The organism is Anaeromassilibacillus senegalensis, from assembly GCF_001261775.1.
Taxonomy (GTDB): domain Bacteria; phylum Bacillota; class Clostridia; order Oscillospirales; family Acutalibacteraceae; genus Anaeromassilibacillus; species Anaeromassilibacillus senegalensis.
Genome location: NZ_LN868537.1, coordinates 638,821 through 659,160, shown reverse-complemented (window position 1 = coordinate 659,160; position 20,340 = coordinate 638,821). Strand labels below are relative to the sequence as shown.

Genomic DNA, 20,340 nt, shown 5'->3' with positions numbered 1-20,340 from the left:
TTGGAAAGGGGAGAGGAAGATTTTTAAACCGAGCTACGGAAGTACCTCCAAAGCATAAATGATACGGAAGAAAGGATGAAAAAATTGGTGATGAAAAAATTTTGTTCCCTGCTATTGACCTGTTCCATGCTGCTAACTGCATCGTCGGGGGCGATGGCCGCGGCAAAACCGAAGGAGATGTCCCGCGATAGCGCCACGTATCAATTCCTGGACGATCCCCTGCAAGGGGAAACCGGCGTGGTATCCGTCACCTATGACGCGATGGACTACGAGGGAGAAACGCCGCTTAATCAAAAGGACCATCTCCGCTGGCGTGAAAGCATGGTGACCGGCAACGGCGAAATCGCCCTGCTGGAATCCTGCAACCCCCTGAGCGATGTAATGATCTTCCAGAACACCAAGTTCAACATGCCGAACAACGACCGGATGGACACGCCGGCAGTTTATCAAAAGCTTGACGAGCTTCGTCAGGCCATGGTAAAAGACCCATATGCCGCCGAGACGGAGGGGAAAGCCTGGAAGCTGATTGAAGCCCAGGCAAAGAAATCTTGGGGAATTGCCGAGGATGAAAAATGGGCCTGCGGGTACGATTATTCCTATCATCCAGGGAATCAGCTCCGCGTGGATATGGAAGGGCGCGGCGAGACACAAAATTATAAGCGCTGGACTAATTATGAAAAAGCTGAGATTGGCGTGGGCTTTGAGGATAAAGCGGGCGTTTGGCTGCGCCGGACCTTTACCTCCCGCGCGGATAACGTCATCATTACGGAATACACCCAGTCTTCAGAGGGGGAGAAGCTCGACCTGACGCTCTCCTTGGACGATATTTCCTCTATCCCGCGTGAATCCGGCAATACCCCGGATGTGCGGTATAAAGTGCTGGTCCCGGAGGACGTTTCTTATATCGGGCAAATCGTACATTATCCAGTTTTTGAAAACAGTTTTCTGAACGAGGGCGGCTATGCGGGCGTCACGCGCGTGCTGACAGACGGCGCAAAGGAAAAGGTTGCTTTGGAGCCGACTGATGCGAAAAACATCGGCGAGAAGGCCGCCATTCAAATCACCGACGCGGAAAAAGTCGTTTTAATCACAGCGCTGGACCGCAGCATTGATACATTGGGTAACATGGAGGAATTTGCGCGGGCGGATTCTTACGAACTGGTGGACAAGCTGTGCGCACAAATCGCAGAGGTGGAGGATATTTACGCAGAAAAGAACCCTGACGCTCCGGTGGACTTTTCTTATGACAATGCGCTGGCCGCGCATACAAGGATTCATACGCCGTTGTTCAATAGTGTAAAGTTGGATCTTCATGGAGACGAATCGGATCGAGCGCTGACAAATGAGGCATTGTTGAAAAAACAGCGGGCGAACAAAACGACTCTGTGTCCGGCGATGGTCGAGCGTGCGTTCAACGCGGGCCGTTACGCGGCGATCTGCGCGTCCGGATACTCCACCACTCGACTGGGCGGCATTTGGACCGGTGTATTTAACCCAAACTGGCAGGCTGATTACACAACGGATGCGAACGTCAATCTGCAGGTGTCCGCCGCGAACGTCGGCAGCATGAAGACCTTTGGCCGCGGCTACATCGACTTTATGCTGCGCATCGTGGACGATTTCCAATATAATGCGGAGCAGATTTACGGTATGGAGGACGCCATTATGGCCTCCGGCCGCACGGACGGCGAAAACGGCTTCATCTATCACTTTAATGCGGGCAATCCATTCTTCAGTTGGAACGCGGGCACCGATTGGCAGCTCCTTCCAATCTACGAGTATTGGCAGTGCTACGGCAACGAGATCATTCCGGTCGGCGAGGACGTGGACGTCGATTCTTTGGCGGAGGTTCTCAATCTGGACGAATCAGATGTGGACCGTGTCAAAGCGGAGGGTTTCAACTTGGAGGAGGATATCCTCTGGCCTCTGCTGTGCAAGCACGCGCATTTCTGGGAGCAGTTTGTGGACCCGCGTTACTATATGGACGCAGAGGGAAAAACCTGCTATGACTCGGAACACAGGGAGTTGGCGGAAGGTGAGCGCTATATGCTTTTGCCCACTTACTCTCCGGAGAACCATCCTAAAAAACCCAATGAGGATGTCGTACAGATCAACTCCACCATGGACATCGCGGCGGCAAGAGACGGCTTGGACATGGCAATCGCCATGGCGGGCGTGATTGGAGATACTTCCGAAGTAAAGAAATGGCAGGATCTGAAATCAAAACTTCCGGAATACAAATACCAGAAGCAGGGAGACCTGATGGAATGGTCCATTGACGAATGTGAAAATCGTGAGAATTATGGCCATCGCCATTTTAGCCATCTGTACCCGGTATGGCCTGGCTATGAGACGGAGGACAATGTAAATCTAAAGGCGGGTGCGGAACTTACCATGGCGCTGAAAGCGAGAGACGGACAGAATTCCCAGCAGAGCCATGGCTGGATGCACAAGGGTCTGGGCGAAGCCCGTCTGAAAAACGGCCAGGGCATCATTGATTCACTGAAGCCCGGCATGACGGGAAAAATTTATCACAGTTCCATGACGACCGCTCACAATGTGAACGGTAGTTCCGCCTACTGCACAGACACGCAGATCGGCATGGTGGGAATCGTACAAGAAGGCCTGCTGTTCTCCCGTACCGGCATCACAACGGATGGCTTTGAGACCGAAAACGACGGTAACCGCAATGGTGAAATTGAGCTTTTACCCGCGCTTCCGGAAGATTGGGATGAGGGTAGTATCACCGGCCTGCATGCCAGAACCCAGGCGACGGTGGACAGCATGGAATGGAGCCGGGCAAACGGTGAAGTTCGGGCTGAAATTACTTCTAATACGGATCAAACCATCACGTTAAAATGCGGTGTTGCTTGGAAAAATGTTCAGATAAACGGAAAAACGCCGGAATTCGATAAAAATGGAAACGTGCGCCTGTCCCTTTCCGAGGGCGAGACCGTTACGGCGATGTTCTCCCTCTCCGAGGTGAAGGATGGATATTATGTTGTTCAGAGTGGAGAAAGTGCCCTGACTGCACAGGACCAGAACCGTGCGGAAAATGGAACTGTTTCCACTAAGACAATGGAAGCTACCCTGCCGGACAACGCGCTGTGGACAGAGTTCCCCTCCTATGTCTACGACGACGGCAAGCTGCCGTCCTGGAAGACACCCGGTAAAACCGCAGGGTATCTGAATGTTTCTAATAAGGTCTATCTGTTTGTCCGCGGCAACAACTGGGCGGACGAATACGGCGAAATGTGGAGCTGGGGCGCGGGGGCGTCCCTGGACCCGGCGGGACTCTCACAGCTGCGCCTGGCCAACGCGGGCGGCGGCTATGTGTATCTTGAGACCTGTCAGGAATGGAAGGGTGGCGATTGGGATGGCGCCAGCCAAAAGGTCCTTGCCATCCATCCGGAGACGGACAAGGTCTGCAATACGGTGAAGAATCCGGAAGACGATGCGCAGAAGTGGAAGCGCATTGTCACAAAGAACGGCTACGTCGCGTTCCAAAACAAAGCAAACAGAGAATACCTCAGCGCGGAAAAGATGGATTCCAACGGCAATATCATGACCATCCCCGCACAGGAGGACTACGGCAGGCATCAGGTCTGGAAGCTGGTATCCCAGCAGGGCGGCGGTATCAGACTGATCAACACCGGGTCGGGCCGCGCATTGGCCGCAGAAGACGGTGCGCTGGTCCAGAACGTGCAGGGCGCGGTCTGGAAATTGTCCGCAGAGAAAGACGGGTACCGTATCCTGATCGATGATGGTACAAAGGGCATTTCAGCGGATGGCACGTTGGTTTCCGCGGAAGAAGCGTCAGCTTTCCAGTTCGTTGAGAAGGATAAGCCGGTCACATATTATCCCATCGATGCGGTCACGCTCAACGTCCCGCAGGACACGTTCCAGATCGGTGAAAGCATGCGGGTTTCGGCAGAGGTAGAGGCTTCCGGCATTTCCAACATGGACTGGATTTCGGTTGGAATTGCACCCGTTTATCTGGTGGAAAACGGAACCGGCGCGGCTTCCATCGATAAAAACGGAAATCTGAAAGCGTTGCGTGTGGGCGACGTCACGGTAATCGCCCTTTGCAAGGCCGACCCGTCCGTCCGCGCCGAAAAAACGGTTCGCATCACGTCCGATCAGCAGGTCCTGACGATACAGTACGGAGCAAACGCGGAACTGTCCGTGGAGGGTGCGTATGAAGCACTCATCGAGAAGGACGGCATGTTTGGCGCGGCTGTTCAGGCGGGCGAAGAAATCCGCCTGACCTTTACCCCGGTAAACGGCCCGTTTGCAGGGGCAACGCTGAACGGAGCGGAAATCCCGTTTGAAGCGGATGGCTTTACCTATACGTTTACCATGCCCAAAGACAAGATCTCCCTGCGGTTTGCCTTTACGACCATACATAAGGACATCCTGGAAACTATGCTGAATAAGGCGAATGAAGTAACCGACGAGCAGCTTGAAAAGCTGGTACTGTCTGTCCGCAAAAAGTTTATCGCCGCGCGCAATAAGGCGCAGGCTGTTTATGAAGACAGCGCGGCAACACAGGACGGGGTAAATAAAGCATGGAGAGAATTGCTCAATATGATGCATTACCTTTCCTTCGAAGAAGGCACCAAGGATAAGCTGGCATACTGGCTTGATTACGCATTCATGCTGGATTTAGAGGCCTTTACTCCGGCCAGTCGGGAAGGTTACGCGGAAGCGCTCGCCTATGCGCAAGAAATCTACAATGACGAGGGCGAAACGCTGAAGGCGGAAGTCGAAAAAGCGGTCAATCAACTGTACGACGCGATCATGCGCTTGAAATACCGCGCAAACACGGAAACTTTGGAGTTCTTTGTAAAGGAAGCACAGGAAATCGATCTGGATAAATATATGGACGGTCCGGAAAAAGATCGCTTCAGCGAACTGCTTCCGCAAGCCGAAGAACTTTTGGCAGACGGCAATGCAACCCAGGAGCAAGTCGACAAACTGGCAGAATCGTTGCGTGAAGCGATCGAAGATCTGCGTCTCACACCCAGCAGAGAGGCCCTGAAGGAACTGCTTGACGAATCCGAAGCACTCGATCCGGACGATTATACCCAGGAAAGCTATGCGGTTCTGCGCACCTCTCTGGACGACGCTTGGGATATGTATTACAATGAGGATGCGAAACCAGAAGAAATTACGGCGGCAATCGCCAGCGTATGGAAAGCCCGCAATGGTTTGCTTCCGGCGGAGAAACCGGAAGAACCCATGAAGCCCACAAGACCCAGCAAACCGGCCAGTGGTTCCTCTGGCAACGTCTCCAATGCTTATGGCAATGCAGGAACAGCGGTTGCCGTGACCGGCGCGGCGGTACAGAAATCCGTCCGTTCCGACACGACTGTCAATTTCACCTTAAAGAAGGGCAGCGCGTACTGCTTTAAGATGACGGTTCTTAACGGCAGTGTCATGACGCCGAGCTTTACGGTAGGCAACGGCAATGTACTCAAAACCCAGTTTGTCTCAAGAATCGGAAATGAGTATTATTACCGGGTCTGGGCGGTTGGCGCACCCGGCCAGAGCACCGGCGTGTATACCGCGATGCCAAATGAGAAACCGCAACAGCATTGTGCTATCACAATTGTTTAAAGTAATTTTCGCTGTAAGCGCGTCCCAACTGAAGATTCCCGGCGAAACCACACAGAAGCATTACACGGTGACGAACGGCGGCGGATGATAAAGAGGATGTTTCGTGACGTAACATCTGCAAATAATCCCAACTGAATTTTCAAATACGGCAAGACTTTAAAAAGGCGGTTCCAGTTAATAGCTGGAACCGCCTTTTGTTTATGCGAATTTACCCGCACAGGCAAATTTATGGGATTGAAAAATTGTATATGAAAGGGGGGAATCTTTACGAAATGATTTGGCATGTTGATGCAGAGGAGGTGGGTTAGTGATTATATTAAATAAAAACTGGACTTTTTCAGTAAAAGGGGAGGATACTGTCCTTGGATATGTGGGAGAGAATCAGGTGCATACCATCCAAATACAAGTCTTCGGAACCGAATATTGGACGTGGAATATCGTTTTGGAGACGGTACAGGATAAAAAAAGGAATATTTGGGCAGTCGAAAAAACGTTGGAAAACGGAAATTTACGTTTATCTATTCCAGTAAAAAAAGAATACGGTTTGCAGAACGGAACAATTCTTGCACAGCTTCGGGCAAGTGCATCGGATGGTCGTGTGAAAAAGTCCGCGAAATTAGGTTTTAGCGTGAAGAACAGTATCAACGCACCAGATGTATTGCCGTCACCGCTGCCGTCGGAATTTACAGATTATGAAATGCGGATTATGAACGCAAAGAGCGCTGTGGAGACCGACGCGGACCGCGCTGCAAAAGCCGCCCGCTGTTCACCGCAAATTGGCGAAAACGGCAATTGGTATGTGTGGGATGATTCGATTGAAGGGCTGCATGACACGGGGGTCGCCGCTTCGGGAACAGGCATGAGCAGGGAAGAAATAAAAGAATATGTGGAGTCTTTGCTTGGGATTGGCAGGGCTCCCGGAGTAGACGCGGACGGAACGCTGGTTTTCCGTACCACGCCGGATATGGATTCCCGTGGCGTACTGATTTTGAAAAAGGCGCCTGAAATGAACCAGGATGGGGTCCTGTTATTTTGATGAGGAGGTTAGAAAATGGCCGATTACATTACGAAAATCCGTACAACGAGCGGAGATAAGCAGATGGATTACAATTCGCTGGCAAATTTGCCGCAGGCGCTGAAAAATCCAAACAAGCTGATGTTTACCGGAGCGGTGGAAGGGGAATACGACGGTTCCAGGGAGGTGACTGTGGACATCCCTGTGAGCGGCGGGTCGGACTGGATATTTTACAGTCAGACGCCCTGCCGGCTGTCAGGTTCTTCTATTGGCAGCGTCAAACTGGTTTCATCTGGGACGTGCAGTTACCGTGTCTATTCCGATACGGTAAAAGACATGGACAGCGCGGGCCGGACACTGCACTGGCTGACGGAGAACAATGAGAACGGATGCTATGAATTTACCGTGACCATCGGGGATACCCCACCCAGTGGCTGGTATCAAATTTTCTTTTCCATGAAGTTTACTGGATTGGAAGTGGGGAAGGCCTATAAGCTGTATATCCATACAACAGGGCTTACACCGGATTCAACAAACACAGGAATGCATTTTGGGCGTTTTTTATTGGCCAGTGTAAACAATGGGTCTAAAGGTGATTTGCTTATAAACACCACAGAAGTCGATCATGCCAGATTGAATTCCTGGGAGTTCGTAGCAACGACGCCAGATGTACTTTTGGAATATTACGCGGGTAAAGAAATCTCAGAGTTGGTAAATGGCTATCAGGTTCGCTTCAAGGATTTGTACATCAATTACGCGGACGCAGAGAGCGGACATACTCCAATCCTGAATCAGTCCGGTTCATTTACGGGGGAGCTGGTATTCCCGGAATACACGGACAAATTGCATTATGAATCGACACCAGCCTGTTCCGTGTACTATTCTGAAGCCAAGTCTAAACTTTTTACAATCAATGGCAGGGAACCAGATGCAAGCGGCAATATAGAGATTCCGGTCAGCCGTCTGCAGGGCAGGACGCTGGCCTGCTTTGGAGACAGCATTACAGGGGATTTTCAGCCGCCGGTAGACTATCCCTCCGTAATTGCAAAGCTGACTGGTATGCAGGTGTATAACCTTGGAGTGGGTGGCTGCCGGATGAGTCATCATACCGACCAGTACTATGACGCCTTTAGCATGTATCGGCTGGTGGATGCTATAACCTCCAAAGATTACACATTACAGGAAGCGGCGGTGGGACATACCGCAAATTACGCAGCGAACCGCGTGGCAACCTTAAAGGCCATCGACTGGAGCAAAGTGGACTATGTGACAGTCCTGTATGGGACCAACGACGTCCAAGGCGGGGTTGCGCTGGATAACACCGAGGATCCAAAGGACACCACCACGTACTTGGGTGCTTGCCGTTATGCACTGGAAAAGCTTTGGGCGGCGTACCCCAATCTCAAAGTGCTGCTGCTCACACCAATTTACCGCTACTGGAACGACACACAAACGGACAGTGATGATAAGACCTTCACAGGCGGCAAGCACCTTTACGAGTTCGGCGACGGGCTTCTGCAAGTGGCGGCGGATTACAAAACGCCGGCGGTTGACCTGTATCGCACTTTAGGCATCAACAAGATTAACCGGGCATATTATTTCCCCGTTGGCGACGGTACGCATCCCAATGATCTGGGCCGCGCGCTGTTGGGGGAAAAGATTGCCGGAAAGCTTTTAGGCAATTTTTAATCGTTTTGCTGTCTTGTATTTATCACTCGGTTGAAAACCAGTTTTATCGCTGAGAAATTGCATCAATAAAAAATGCCACTGACAGCTTCAGGCTGTCAATGGCATTTTTATGTTTGAATAAGCGATGTGATTCTACTGCTCAATTTCAGGTTTCTCTGGTAATCAGACCGGACTTTTGCAGGCTGAGGATCAGGATGGGGATCAATACCAACTGCAATACAATGCCCGGCCAGGCGGTGATAAATGCACTGGAAAGGAAAATAGAAAAGCCGTAAGGTTTCCCGGCAATCCCCATCAGGATTGTATTGGCAACCCCACTGACAAGCCGTCCCCCCAACATTGCGCCAATTAACGCGGCATAGACGTTCCAGTTCCGTACACGGTACAAAAGGCCGGCCAGCATGCCGTAGGCGCAAAGCTCAAAGATCATTGCCGTGCCGACGGGGAAAATGGGGGGCATTCCCGTGAAGACGCTGGAAAGGAACGGAACCACCATGCCGCACACCGCGCCGTACTGCCACCCGCATAAAAGACCGCAAAGCAATACCGGGATATGCATGGGGAGCAGAACATTCCCTGCCCCGAACGCGTGGAATACAGTTGGCAGAAGCAGGCCAAGCGCAATGCAAAGCGCTGTTTCCGTCAGGCGAACCGCCTGAAAATGTACTTTTTTCTGAAACATGTCTGAAAGAGCCCTCCTTGAATCTTTTGGACAACACAAAAAAACCGGAAACATAATCCGCGGCTTCCTGCCACGGGATATCACCGGCGGTAAAGTGCTGTACGTCCCATTATTGGATTTCAATCGGTTCATGGCGGCTGCCTTCAGACAGCAATTATAGAAATAGTATACCTTCCGCAACGGAGGTTTGTCAAATCTTGTTTGTGTATCATGACAGGATTTGTTATTACGTTTTTAAGAAGATTCTGTCCCGAAAGGGAACAGACTTGTTAAAATAGATGAAAAGCTTAAATAAATCTTAATAAACGAATCAATCCCTTGACTTTTCAGAAACACATGTGTATTATTGTACTAGTTGATTGGTACAATTAAAAAGAACAGAAGATCACAAGTTTTCCATTGGTCTTATGTTGATGTGTTTTATGGAAAAATAATGGAGGTCGATCATTGTGAAAAAGAAAGTTTTAATTGTTGTTGGAATCTTGGCTGCTGTTGCAGTTGGCGCAATGTTCCTGCGGCCCCAGAATACAGGACCAATGGCAATGCCCGTTGAGCTCTCTCCGCTGCAAAAGACAACGCTTCGCAGTACGGTCAGTACCAGCGGTAATGTGGAGAGCACAGACGCTGTAAACGTGTATTCCAATCTCACCTATCCAATTAAAAACATTATGGTTGAGGTCGGTGATCGCGTCAATGCCGGTGATGTGTTATGCCTCCTGGATTCTGACGATTTACAGCAGAGCATTAAGCAGAAACAGCTTTCCCTTGCTTCTTCAAAAGCGACAAGCGAACAACAGATTAAATCCAGTCAGAAAAAGTATAACGATGAAAAGAGCAATGTGGAGGAAGGCCTGAACACACAGCTGAATACCGCACAGCAGACTGTGAACGAAGCGAAGCTCAGCGTGGACAACGCGCAAAAGGATCTGGATAATGCAAAGGCCAATTTGGATGCGAACTTGAATGCGGAGCAAATTTCGGCACAGTCCGCTTTTGAAAAGGCGGAAACCGAACTTGGAAGAGCAGAGCAGGCGCTGAAGGACCGCCGCAACGAGCTGGGAAGCTATTATGACAGCTTGAAAAAGGATTATGACAAGGCATTGAAAGCGTATGAAAAGGCGGTCAGGAACAAAAGTGACGACGAAGAGGAGCTGAAAGCGGACCTTCTGGAGGCCAAGGAAGCCCTGGCGGAAGCGGAAAGCGAGGCGGATTCCCTGTATATGAAGGGGACGCCAAGTCTCAGTATCACACAGCTTCGCCAAAATGTAACAGATGCGCAGCAGGCCTATGATACGGCGAAAAAGAATCTGGATGCAGTTCAAAAGTCGGTCAATACCCAGTTGGAAACGTTTGAAACAAATCTGTCTAAAGCAAAGGATACATATAACAATGCGCTGAAGGCGCAAAAATCGGCACAGGCGGCGGTCACACAGGGATTGGAAGATTCCCTTCAGGCGGTGGAGAGCAGCAAGCTTTCCGCAGACGATCGCGCCGCACGCGAAGAGCTGAAAAATATGCAGAGCAAATTGGAGAACTGTACCGTGACGGCGCCGGTTTCCGGCACGATTACCGCCGTCTATGCGACAGAAGGCGCCAGCCCCAGCGGCGTGATGTTTGTCATTGAAAATACGGATGCGCTTCAGCTGGATGTCAAAATCAAAGAATACGACGTCAACATTATTCAACCCAACATGCCGGCTATTATTAAAGCCGATGCGACCGGAGACGGTGAGTTTGAAGGTTATCTGGAGAAGGTGGCGCCGACCGCGGTAAAAACGCCCCTTGGAGACAGCGGTAAAAGCGACGCTGCCAATACCAAGGACGTGGAGTTTGACGCAACCGTCATTGTTTCTTCCAAAGACACGGGACTTCGGATCGGCATGACCGCGCGGGCAGACATCGTGACAGAGCAAAAGGACGGTGTTTTTGCGGTTCCGTACGACGCGCTTTCAATGGCTGCGGACGGCAGCACCGTTGTCTACACCGTTAAAACGCAGGAGGACGGCACGTCTGTTGCGGAGGCCATCCCGGTTACACAGGGACTGGAAACCGATTATGAGGTGGAAATTTCCGGAGAAGGCCTCACGGAAGGGATGATGCTGATTGCGGACGGCAAACAGGTACAGCCTGGCATGGCGGTTTCCGTAATGCCGGATGCCGCTGCGATGGGACAGATGCCGGCGGGTGTGCAAGGAGCTGCTGTAAATGAGTAAAACAGTGATTGAAATGCGGGACATCATTAAAACCTTCTATGTTGGGACACCGAATGAACTGGAAATCCTGCATGGTATTAATCTGGACATTCATGAAGGGGAGTTTGTTTCCATCGTTGGCGCGTCTGGCTCCGGCAAATCCACCCTGATGAATATCATCGGCGCATTGGATCGTCCAACCTCCGGGGAGTACATACTGGACGGCGTTCCGATGAGCGAGATGAGCAGCCGGAAACTATCCCAGATCCGTAACAAAAAAATTGGTTTTGTATTCCAGACCTTTAATCTGATTCCGCGATCCACCGCGCAGGGCAATGTGGAGCTGCCGATGCTTTACAGCGGTCTTTCCAAACGGGAGCGCGGCAAACGTGCTAAAGAACTGCTGAATATGGTGGAAATGAAGGAACGCCGCAAGCATATGCCCAACGAGCTTTCCGGCGGCCAGAAACAGAGGGTCGCCATTGCGCGCGCAATGGCCAACGACCCTGCAATCATTTTGGCGGACGAACCGACCGGTGCACTGGACAGCCATACCGGCAGACTGGTGATGGACATCTTCCACGAGCTGCACGAGAAGCAGGGAAAGACCATTGTGCTGATCACCCATAACACCGAGCTTGCGGAAGAAACGGAACGGATCATCACCATCCGTGACGGCAATATTGAAAGCGAGCGCGGCAATGTTTATGTGAGATCGGAGGCTGTGGAATGAGCCTGTTTGAAAACATCTTTCTGGCAGTTGCCGGATTAAAAGCCAATAAGATGCGTGCACTGCTCACCATGCTGGGCATCATCATCGGCATCGGCTCAGTGATTGCAATCACCTCAGTCGGAGAGTCTATGACAGCCACCGTCAGCTCCTCCATGGAGAGTATGGGCGTCAATAACATTGCGCTGCAGGTGTCTCCCAGGGACTATTCCGGCTCGTATTATTACTCCGATAAAGATGTCATCACCGACGAAATGCTGGACAGTTATGTGAACAGATTCGGTGACAATATCTTGGGAATCGCCCTGCAGGAAAGCGCTGGAAGCGGTGAGATTACAAAGTTTCATGAAACCTCCAAAGTCAGCTTGAGCGGCGTCAATGACGGCTTTGCGAGCGGCGCAACCGGGTTGCAGGTGGATATGGTAAAAGGGCGGTTTATCAGCGAAGCGGATACACAGCGAGGCAAGTACGTTGCGGTCATTGCACAATCCTTGGCTGATAAGATTTTTCCGAACGGGGACGTGCTTGGCCAGGAGGTGCAGGTACAGACCGATGCCATGGGGCGTTTGACCTTTACAGTGATCGGTGTGTATAAGGACCAAACCAACAGCTTTATGGTGGGAAGCGGCGGTTCTTCTACCTCCATTTATATCCCATTGACCACGGCTTACCGGATTCAGGATATTACGCCTTCCGGATACTATTATTTCTATGCGGCTCTGACGCCGGGCATCGATTACCAGGCATTTGCGCAGGAGTCCGCGGACTATCTGAACGACCGGTACTATGCAAAGAACAAAACCATGCATTTGGAAGCACAGAGTATGGATTCCATGGTATCTCAGGTAAAAGATATGATGGGAACCATGTCCATGGCGATTGCCGTCATTGCCGGTATTTCCCTGCTGGTCGGCGGCATCGGCGTTATGAATATCATGCTGGTATCCGTTACGGAGCGTACCCGGGAAATCGGCATCCGCAAGGCGCTTGGCGCGCCGGACGGGGCAATCCGTATGCAGTTTATTGTGGAATCCATGATTATCTGTATCATCGGCGGCGCGCTGGGTATTTTAGTCGGCGCCGGACTCGGGTATCTGGGCGGCATGCTGATGCAGGCGCCCACCGTTCCATCGTTGGCATCCATTGTCATAGCGGTCGGTTTCTCCATGATGATCGGCGTGTTCTTTGGATATTATCCGGCGAATAAAGCGGCAAAATTGGATCCAATTGAGGCCCTGCGTTATGAGTAAAAACGTATCATAAAATGTTTTTTGCAGGGCAGAGACAGGACTGCCATGACAGAAGATATTTTAAGAAAGGGTGCGTTGTAAAACTCGATTGTGGTGTAGAACAAAATGTGTTTTTCCGCTTTTCTGAAAAGCGGCGGTTTCCAAAGGCGGCGCCTTTGGTCGTTCTCCACAGAGAACGAAACTTTTTTCCTGAGAAGAGCGAGTGGAACGAGTGATACGGTTCTTTACGAACCTTTTGTGCTTCCGAGGCCGTTGCAGTTTGTATTTTGCAACGGCCCTTTTCCACATAAAAAACAGAAGCGGATTGCGTTTTTAGTGTTTGCTGGACTTTGAGCGCAATCATACTGTAAAAGAGAACAGAAGAGCACTTTCCGATTTGTGATTCGGAGGGCCAACAGGTTGTAAAATGCCCTGAATCTGGCCCATGTTAAAAAACCCAAGACGCAATATCATAAAAAATCCATTTTATAGAGGAGATGAAATAGTGGAAATAACAAAAGTTGTCGGCGACAAGAAAGCCTATATTGATTTGCTCTTGTTGGCTGATGAACAGGAAGATATGGTGGATAAGTATCTGGATAACGGTGACATGTTTGTTTTGGATGATACTGGAGTAAAAGCTGAGTGCGTAATAACCAATGAGGGCTATGGGGTTTACGAGCTTAAAAACATCGCTGTTTTGCCCGAGCATCAACGAAAAGGCTATGGGAAAAATCTGATAGAATTTTTATTTTCCCAATATCCCGACTGCAATGTTTTGTTTGTCGGAACCGGAGACTGCCCTTCGGCTCTTTCTTTTTATAAAAGCTGCGGCTTTACAGAATCTCACAGAGTAAAGAACTTTTTTGTAGATCATTACGACCATCTGATATTTGAAGATGGGATACAATTGGTGGACATGGTGTATTTGAAAAGGGAGCGGTAAATTCCAGGTTGCTTTCGTTGCATTATCCTGGCAAAAGACGTATGATGCATTTAGCGGTTTTTAATTATGGCGGGGAAAGCACAAATACATGCATGTTGTCGTCCGCCGCTGCACGATACTCTGAGACAAAAGTAGAAGCGAATAGGAGAATCAGACGCGATGAATGATTGGGAAAACGCCATCCGGCTGCTGGAAGAAAACAGGCATACCTGCGTTTTGTGCAAAGGGGATGTCCTTTATGCAAGTGAAAAGCGCGGGGTAGCGCCGCTCGTCGGTTGGATTACCTCTGGCGTTGATTTGCGAGGTTTTTCCGCTGCGGATAAGATTGTAGGGAAGGCAGCGGCGCTGTTGTTTGCGCTGGCAGGTGTAAAACGGGTGTTTGCTCCGGTTATGACGGAAACTGCCCTTGCGATATTTACATGCCATGGCATAGAAGCCAATTGCCAAACGATAATAAAGCAGATTATGAACCGTGCGGGAACCGGGCCGTGTCCAATGGAACGGACGGTCAGCTCAATCGATGATCCAGAGGAGGCGCTTAAAGCGATCCGGCAGACCATGGAGCGATTGTCTGCCGCAAAAAACGCATCGGTACAAATGAAATTGTAAAGAAAAGATAAAGAATGAAACACAAAATCATACTAAAAAAATCTGTTTTTCCTGTATCACGGAATGTGGTATGGGAAAAGTGCAGCAACTTACCACGTTGCAATATATCGCAAAGCGTTTTGCTTCTTTTTCACCACTGGATAGCGCAAGTGATTTTATCTGGGAAGAAGGCAAAACTTTTCAGTTTCATTTTAGGCTCTTTTGCCTGGTCTCCTTTGGAATACATACGATTCATGTGGTACAATTGCAAAAGGAATCGTACGAAGTTTATACAAAGGAGGCAAACGTGCATGTTCCCGTTTGGAACCATCAAATAATTTTGAGAGAAATTGAAAGAGATAAAACAGAATATATAGACGAAGTGGAGCTATATGCCGGGTGGAAAACTCCTTTTGTCTATCTGTGGGCAAAATACTTTTACGCACATCGACAAAAGAAATGGTTAAAGTTATTGTAAAAATAAAAAGCTGAATCCGAACCATTCATTGGCTGGGATTCAGCTTTTTTACGGTCTAAGGTTTACGGTAAACCAACTTACAGGCCTTTTTCCTGATATTTGCGGACAATCAGGTTTGCACATTTGTAAACGTCTCCGCCGCCCAGAGTCAAAATCAGGTCTTTTTCCTGCGCATGTGCCATCACATATTCTGCAATTTCCTCAAAGGTAGGGAACCATACACAACCGGGGACTTTTTCTGCAAGATCCTTTGCATAGATGTTATAGGTGTTGACTTCCCGCACTGCCAGGATTTCGGAGAGAACTGCGTGATCCGGAATAGAGAGCGCTTTTGCGAAATCGTCCAGCAGCATGGAGGTACGGGAATAGGTGTGCGGCTGGAATACGGCCCAGACCTGCCGGTATCCCATGTTCATGGCGGCGGTCAGCGTAGCGGTCAATTCCGTGGGGTGGTGCGCAAAGTCGTCGGCAACCGTGACTCCACCGAAATTGCCGAGTACCTCGAAGCGGCGGTGTACGCCGGTAAACTGGTGCAGGCTCTCCGCAATGCAGGCGGGTGCAACGCCCAGGTAATCGGCTGTTGCAACCGCGGCCAGTGCGTTGTAAATGTTGTGCTTGCCGGGAATGCTCAGATTCACGTCACAAAGCTTCTCGCCGCGCTTCATCACCGTAAATTTTTCACAGGCCTGTTTGGTGTCGGCAAGGTTGACCGCGTAATAATCGTTTTGCGCGTCCAGGCCAAAGGTCAGAATTTGCGCGTGAGTGAGCCCTTCAACTGCTTTGCGGGAATTTACGTCGTCACCGTTGATCACAAGAAGCTGTGAAGTCTGCATGGCAAACTGACGGAAGGATTTTATGATATTATCCAGGTTTTTAAAATAGTCGAGATGGTCGGCGTCCACGTTCAAAATAACGGAGATTGCCGGATGCAGGTGCAAAAAGGTATCCACATATTCGCAGGCTTCGCACACAATGGTATCGGATTTTCCGACACGTCCGTTGCCGCCGATAAACGGCAGTTTACCGCCGATAATCGCGGAAGGATCGATTCCGGCGTTGACAAAAATCTGTGTAATCAGCGCGGTGGTGGTGGTTTTTCCATGTGTGCCGGATACCGCGACGGTGTTGGGATAACGCTTTGTCACCATGCCGAGCATTTCTGAACGCTCCACGGTGGGAATCCCTTTTTCGTGCGCTGCAACCAATTCCGGATTGTCCTGTTTGACAGCCGCGGTATATACCACCAGTTCCGCGCTGCCCACGTTTTCCGGCTTATGTCCCATAGTGACGGGGATTTGATACGAACGGATACGCTGCAATGTATCGGACTCGTTGGTATCAGAGCCGGTGAGTTCATAGCCCTTGTGATGCAGGATTTCCGCGATCGGGCACATGCCGGAACCGCCGATACCGACAAAGTGAATCCTCTTTACCTGAGATAAAATATCCTTACAATCCATTCTATATGTCTCCTTCATGGTCAATTGAAGTGCAATCTGTGTTTTCCATAACTAATTTATTATATTGCAAATCCCAAAAAGAATAAACAATTTCTTGAATATTTTCAAGAAAAATTTGCGTTTTGACACTGTCCCTTTTATTTGCACAGGATAATCACACAGCGTAAAAATTTCCATACTATAGGGTACAGCCATGTTTTCCCATAGAGAACGCGGTTCAGCGAGTACTGGAGGTTTTCAAAATGATTGATACTAATAATTTTGGTGTGATCGGCGGCGACCGGCGGCAAATCGCGTTGGCCGAATCCATTGCCTCGGACGGATATACCGTATACACACTCGGCTTTGACACCGTGGATTTTTCAAAAGGTGTGAAAAAGGTTGAGCTGGAGGAGCTTGCCGCCAGATGTGAAAATATTATCCTGCCGTTGCCCGTAACAACGGATGGAAAATACCTGAACGTGCAATACAGTGAGAACCGGATTCTCCTGGACGATCAATTTGCTGAATATATGTGCCATAAACAGGTGTTCGGCGGCATGATGGGAAAGCTGTTTTTGACAAGCGAGCTTTGGGACAGCATCGATACCTATGATTACTATATCCGTGAAGAGTTTACCGTGCGCAATACCGTTCCCACAGCGGAAGGCGCGTTGGAAATCGCCATGCGGGAGTTCCCCGGCACCATCAACGGCAGCAACTGTCTGGTGGTCGGTTTTGGCCGCATTGGTAAGATTCTTGCGTGGATGCTCCGGGGGATCGGCGCTAATGTAACGGTCAGCGCACGCAAACCCAGTGACTTTGCATGGATTGAGTCCTATGGCTATCGGTCGATTAAAACGGACGATATTTGCGACAGGGACCAATACGACCTGATTTTCAATACGGTTCCCGCTCTGGTTTTCAATCGCAGAACGCTTTCCAAGGCACGACAGGGGACCATTCTGATCGATCTTGCTTCCGCGCCGGGCGGCGTTGATTATGAAGCGGCAGAAAAGCTGGGAATTCAGGCAATTAAAGCACTGTCTCTTCCGGGGCGCGTAGCGCCGAAGGCGGCAGGAGATATCATTAAAAATACCATTTATCATATTATAGAGGAGTGAACGCTTTGAACGATATAACATTTGGCTATGCTTTGTGCGGCTCGTTCTGTACCTTTTCCAAGTCGCTGGAGCAGATGAAATTTCTTGCGGAACAGGGGTACAATCTGGTTCCGATTATGTCTTATAATGCGGCAAAGACCGATACCCGATTTGGCAAGGCGGATGACTTTATCCAGGAGATTGAAGAAATCTGTGGCAGAAAACTGATTCAGACCATTGTCGGCGCCGAACCGATCGGGCCTAAGAAGATGGTTGACCTGATGATTGTGGCGCCCTGTACCGGCAATACGCTGGCAAAGCTAGCCAACGGGATTACGGATACGCCTGTTACCATGGCGGTAAAATCCAACCTGCGGATCGGCCGTCCGGTTCTGCTAGCCCCGGCGACAAACGATGCGCTCGCTGCTTCGGCACAAAACATCGGGAAGCTTCTCAACACAAAAAATGTGTATTTTGTGCCTATGTCTGAAGACGATCCAATAAAGAAGCCGTATTCTCTGGTTTCTGATTTTACCCAACTGCTGCCCGCGGCATTGGCGGCGCTGAAAGGGGAGCAGCCGCAGCCTGTCTTTTTCTGACACTTGCAGCTGAACAGAATGGGGATTGCAAAAGAGGGCGCAAATATGCTATGATTGGGAAAAGATTGGATGTGAAAAATGATGCTGTATTGTTCCAGCTGTCAGGTATTGGTGAAAGAGGGCGGACGCTGCCCGGCCTGTGGAAAAAGAAAGCTGCGCGAAGCGCAGGCCGAAGACCCGGTCATGCTGATGACCGCAACGGAGACAAAGTGTAATCAAATTGCAGCTGCGCTGGACGAAGAGCAGATCCCGCATGAAGAGCGCGTCTGCGGTTTGGAAGGCATTGCGTCTGCTTATGCGGGCAAAGGCGGAATCAGCAATAAAAACATCTTTGTTCCCTACGGCAGGCTGCAGGAAGCCATCGACTTGATGCAGAGCATCGGCGTCACCCATTCGGAAGTCACCGCGCCGGATGGAAAAGAAACTGCTGAAATGAGCCCGCGCAAACGGTTTTTCTGGCGCGCAGTTTCAGTGGTGCTTTTTATTTTACTGATCTGGGCAGTGGTTTCCATCACAGACACAGCGGCAGAGTGGCTGAAATCGCTGCTTTATTCATAAAAAATAGCTGATTCCGAGGAAACCTTCGCGCGAAACAACAGGAAAGCCACAGCAGTCCATTTTTTGTTGCGTTTAGAAGTGGAAAATCTCGCGATTTTCTTAATGCAATAAAAAATAGCGGCGTTTGAGTTTGTGCAGTCGGCTTCATATAAGGACAACGAGGCTGGAAAGGCTGATGAATAGGGAATTTAACGGTTCTTTCCAGCTTGTACTAAAAAAGTTTGCAGGTCATTAATCGCCCAAAATCCCGCCCAATTCCCGCCCTGATTTCATAAAGACTTGAGGTATAATATAAGAATAGATGAAACGACTTGACAGATTTGACATTAAAATTTAGAGTATAAGGGACAAGAATATTCGCCTTAGGCGGAAAATACGAAGCAGGGAGGTAGCCTTGATGTTTAATGAAATTTGTATCTATGAGGCAAAAATAGATAAGCAGGATGAAATTGAGGCTTTGATGAAAGAGGTTGCTGCGTTTTATCTTTCACAGCCCGGAGTTATTGATGTAAAATACATCAAACGCACCCACCGACAGGAGGATTTCAACGCCGTGAAAGAGGGTAAGCCGCCAATTCGTTTGACAAAGTGGGTGGGCAAGGTTACTTATATTTTGCACTGGACGCTTGAGGACGAGGAAGCTCATGCGCGTGTTGGTAAGCTGGGATTGGAGCAATTCTATAAACGGTGGAATCGCTGCCTTACGACAATGCCCAAAATTCTGTTAGGTGAGAATATTGTGTAGTGCATTTCATTGGTATAATGCGTACTTCCCTTTTAACCGTTCTTAATAGTGGCAAGCAGTGCAAAGTGGTACACACTTTGCGATTTTCTCGATTTTCGCCCCGGCGAAAAAATGGAAAATCTGCTTGTTGGGGGTCTCCCCCAATCCCCCGGCAAGGGCCGCTTGCTCTGCCTTGCCAAACGCTCCACAGGTGGAGCGGCTATGCGCCTTTTCGGGCGCTGAATACGAGAGACTGACCGGCTGGAAAGAAGTATGCTTACAGCGTCCGGTAGGACGCGCAGCCGCCCCGTTAAGAACGATGAAACAGGACACCGTTGGCGGTTATTTTCCGGGGTTTGGGTTCCAGTACCCAACAAGCGTATCGCAGGAGTGCATATACTCCTGCCCTGCTTGCCACGATTGTTTTCGGTGGAATTGGTATTCCAGCCGCGCATGAATGACCCGGCATGAGACGGGGCTAAGTATCACGCCGGGGCGGGTGTGCGGAACGATAAAAGGCCGTTTTAGGGAGTACAGGTGAAATGATACAGGCCCCCTCGTTTCCGCGTCCGCAAGCCCATTCTGTCAGGGTTTTGGATGTCCTATTTTTCCGCTTTCGCAGCTGGTTTTTTACTCCGCGTCATTCCTCTCCCAGACAGACGACGGCTTATCACATATAAAACTTTGGCGAAGTGGTTTCCCGTTTTGTAGGCGATAAAATCCCGCCCAAATCCCGCCTAACTTTACAA

15 protein-coding genes are annotated in these 20,340 nt (G+C 49.8%); 13 read left to right on the top strand and 2 right to left on the bottom strand.

Annotated features, from left to right (window positions below):
* Positions 1 to 90 precede the first annotated feature (90 nt).
* From BN2106_RS08790 to BN2106_RS08780, 3 genes are all read left to right on the top strand, one after another.
* Complete coding sequence (locus BN2106_RS08790) at positions 91 to 5,619, top strand: glycosyl hydrolase family 95 catalytic domain-containing protein (protein WP_195891809.1); 5,529 nt, start codon at positions 91 to 93, stop codon at positions 5,617 to 5,619.
* A 307-nt stretch (positions 5,620 to 5,926) separates the two neighbouring features.
* Entirely contained in the window at positions 5,927 to 6,655 is a 729-nt protein-coding gene (locus BN2106_RS08785; RefSeq protein WP_050698173.1) for a hypothetical protein, read from the top strand.
* Positions 6,656 to 6,670: 15 nt separating this feature from the next.
* On the top strand, positions 6,671 to 8,323 hold the full coding sequence (locus BN2106_RS08780; protein ID WP_050698172.1) for an SGNH/GDSL hydrolase family protein: 1,653 nt from the start codon (positions 6,671 to 6,673) through the stop codon (positions 8,321 to 8,323).
* A gap of 145 nt (positions 8,324 to 8,468) precedes the next feature.
* Here BN2106_RS08780 and BN2106_RS08775 read toward each other — a convergent pair whose 3' ends face one another.
* Positions 8,469 to 9,005, bottom strand: coding sequence for an ECF transporter S component (locus BN2106_RS08775; protein WP_050698171.1), 537 nt, complete (start codon positions 9,003 to 9,005; stop codon positions 8,469 to 8,471).
* Between the two features lie 449 nt (positions 9,006 to 9,454).
* On the opposite strand from BN2106_RS08775, the gene BN2106_RS08770 reads away from it, so the two are divergent.
* From BN2106_RS08770 to BN2106_RS08745, 6 genes are all read left to right on the top strand, one after another.
* A complete protein-coding gene (locus tag BN2106_RS08770; RefSeq protein WP_050698170.1) occupies positions 9,455 to 11,218 on the top strand; it encodes an efflux RND transporter periplasmic adaptor subunit in 1,764 nt (587 codons plus the stop codon).
* Positions 11,211 to 11,930 (top strand): ABC transporter ATP-binding protein, encoded by a 720-nt coding sequence (locus BN2106_RS08765; protein WP_050698169.1) that lies wholly within the window; start codon positions 11,211 to 11,213, stop codon positions 11,928 to 11,930. Before BN2106_RS08770 ends, BN2106_RS08765 begins: the two co-directional genes overlap by 8 nt.
* Positions 11,927 to 13,177 carry an ABC transporter permease gene (locus BN2106_RS08760; RefSeq protein ID WP_050698168.1) on the top strand — a complete coding sequence of 417 codons (1,251 nt, stop codon included), beginning with the start codon at positions 11,927 to 11,929 and terminating at the stop codon, positions 13,175 to 13,177. The genes BN2106_RS08765 and BN2106_RS08760 overlap by 4 nt, the downstream gene beginning before the upstream one ends.
* 484 nt (positions 13,178 to 13,661) lie before the next feature.
* Positions 13,662 to 14,102 (top strand): GNAT family N-acetyltransferase, encoded by a 441-nt coding sequence (locus BN2106_RS08755; RefSeq protein WP_050698167.1) that lies wholly within the window; start codon positions 13,662 to 13,664, stop codon positions 14,100 to 14,102.
* A 159-nt stretch (positions 14,103 to 14,261) separates the two neighbouring features.
* On the top strand, positions 14,262 to 14,711 hold the full coding sequence (locus tag BN2106_RS08750) for a DUF1893 domain-containing protein (protein WP_050698166.1): 450 nt from the start codon (positions 14,262 to 14,264) through the stop codon (positions 14,709 to 14,711).
* 70 nt (positions 14,712 to 14,781) lie between these two features.
* Positions 14,782 to 15,168, top strand: coding sequence for a hypothetical protein (locus tag BN2106_RS08745; protein WP_242846284.1), 387 nt, complete (start codon positions 14,782 to 14,784; stop codon positions 15,166 to 15,168).
* Positions 15,169 to 15,245: 77 nt separating this feature from the next.
* Here BN2106_RS08745 and murC read toward each other — a convergent pair whose 3' ends face one another.
* Entirely contained in the window at positions 15,246 to 16,628 is a 1,383-nt protein-coding gene (gene murC / locus BN2106_RS08740; protein WP_050698165.1) for a UDP-N-acetylmuramate--L-alanine ligase, read from the bottom strand.
* A 242-nt stretch (positions 16,629 to 16,870) separates the two neighbouring features.
* On the opposite strand from murC, the gene dpsA reads away from it, so the two are divergent.
* From dpsA to BN2106_RS08720, 4 genes are all read left to right on the top strand, one after another.
* Positions 16,871 to 17,731, top strand: a complete 861-nt coding sequence (dpsA, locus tag BN2106_RS08735; RefSeq protein ID WP_074017474.1) for a dipicolinate synthase subunit DpsA — start codon at positions 16,871 to 16,873, stop codon at positions 17,729 to 17,731.
* A gap of 5 nt (positions 17,732 to 17,736) precedes the next feature.
* A complete protein-coding gene (locus BN2106_RS08730) occupies positions 17,737 to 18,309 on the top strand; it encodes a dipicolinate synthase subunit B (protein ID WP_050698164.1) in 573 nt (190 codons plus the stop codon).
* 78 nt (positions 18,310 to 18,387) lie between these two features.
* Positions 18,388 to 18,867 (top strand): hypothetical protein, encoded by a 480-nt coding sequence (locus BN2106_RS08725; RefSeq protein ID WP_050698163.1) that lies wholly within the window; start codon positions 18,388 to 18,390, stop codon positions 18,865 to 18,867.
* Between the two features lie 397 nt (positions 18,868 to 19,264).
* Positions 19,265 to 19,612 (top strand): hypothetical protein, encoded by a 348-nt coding sequence (locus tag BN2106_RS08720; RefSeq protein WP_050698162.1) that lies wholly within the window; start codon positions 19,265 to 19,267, stop codon positions 19,610 to 19,612.
* The last annotated feature ends 728 nt before the right edge of the window (positions 19,613 to 20,340 follow it).

What these genes read in the sequence shown, in the direction of transcription:
- BN2106_RS08790 (WP_195891809.1), top strand. Translation starts at nt 91, where the DNA reads ATGAAAAAATTTTGTTCCCTGCTATTGACCTGTTCCATGCTGCTAACT.
- BN2106_RS08780 (WP_050698172.1), top strand. Translation starts at nt 6,671, where the DNA reads ATGGCCGATTACATTACGAAAATCCGTACAACGAGCGGAGATAAGCAG.
- BN2106_RS08775 (WP_050698171.1), bottom strand. Translation starts at nt 9,005, where the DNA reads ATGTTTCAGAAAAAAGTACATTTTCAGGCGGTTCGCCTGACGGAAACA.
- BN2106_RS08765 (WP_050698169.1), top strand. Translation starts at nt 11,211, where the DNA reads ATGAGTAAAACAGTGATTGAAATGCGGGACATCATTAAAACCTTCTAT.
- BN2106_RS08760 (WP_050698168.1), top strand. Translation starts at nt 11,927, where the DNA reads ATGAGCCTGTTTGAAAACATCTTTCTGGCAGTTGCCGGATTAAAAGCC.
- BN2106_RS08750 (WP_050698166.1), top strand. Translation starts at nt 14,262, where the DNA reads ATGAATGATTGGGAAAACGCCATCCGGCTGCTGGAAGAAAACAGGCAT.
- BN2106_RS08745 (WP_242846284.1), top strand. Translation starts at nt 14,782, where the DNA reads ATGGGAAAAGTGCAGCAACTTACCACGTTGCAATATATCGCAAAGCGT.
- murC (WP_050698165.1), bottom strand. Translation starts at nt 16,628, where the DNA reads ATGGATTGTAAGGATATTTTATCTCAGGTAAAGAGGATTCACTTTGTC.
- dpsA (WP_074017474.1), top strand. Translation starts at nt 16,871, where the DNA reads ATGATTGATACTAATAATTTTGGTGTGATCGGCGGCGACCGGCGGCAA.
- BN2106_RS08725 (WP_050698163.1), top strand. Translation starts at nt 18,388, where the DNA reads ATGATGCTGTATTGTTCCAGCTGTCAGGTATTGGTGAAAGAGGGCGGA.
- BN2106_RS08720 (WP_050698162.1), top strand. Translation starts at nt 19,265, where the DNA reads ATGTTTAATGAAATTTGTATCTATGAGGCAAAAATAGATAAGCAGGAT.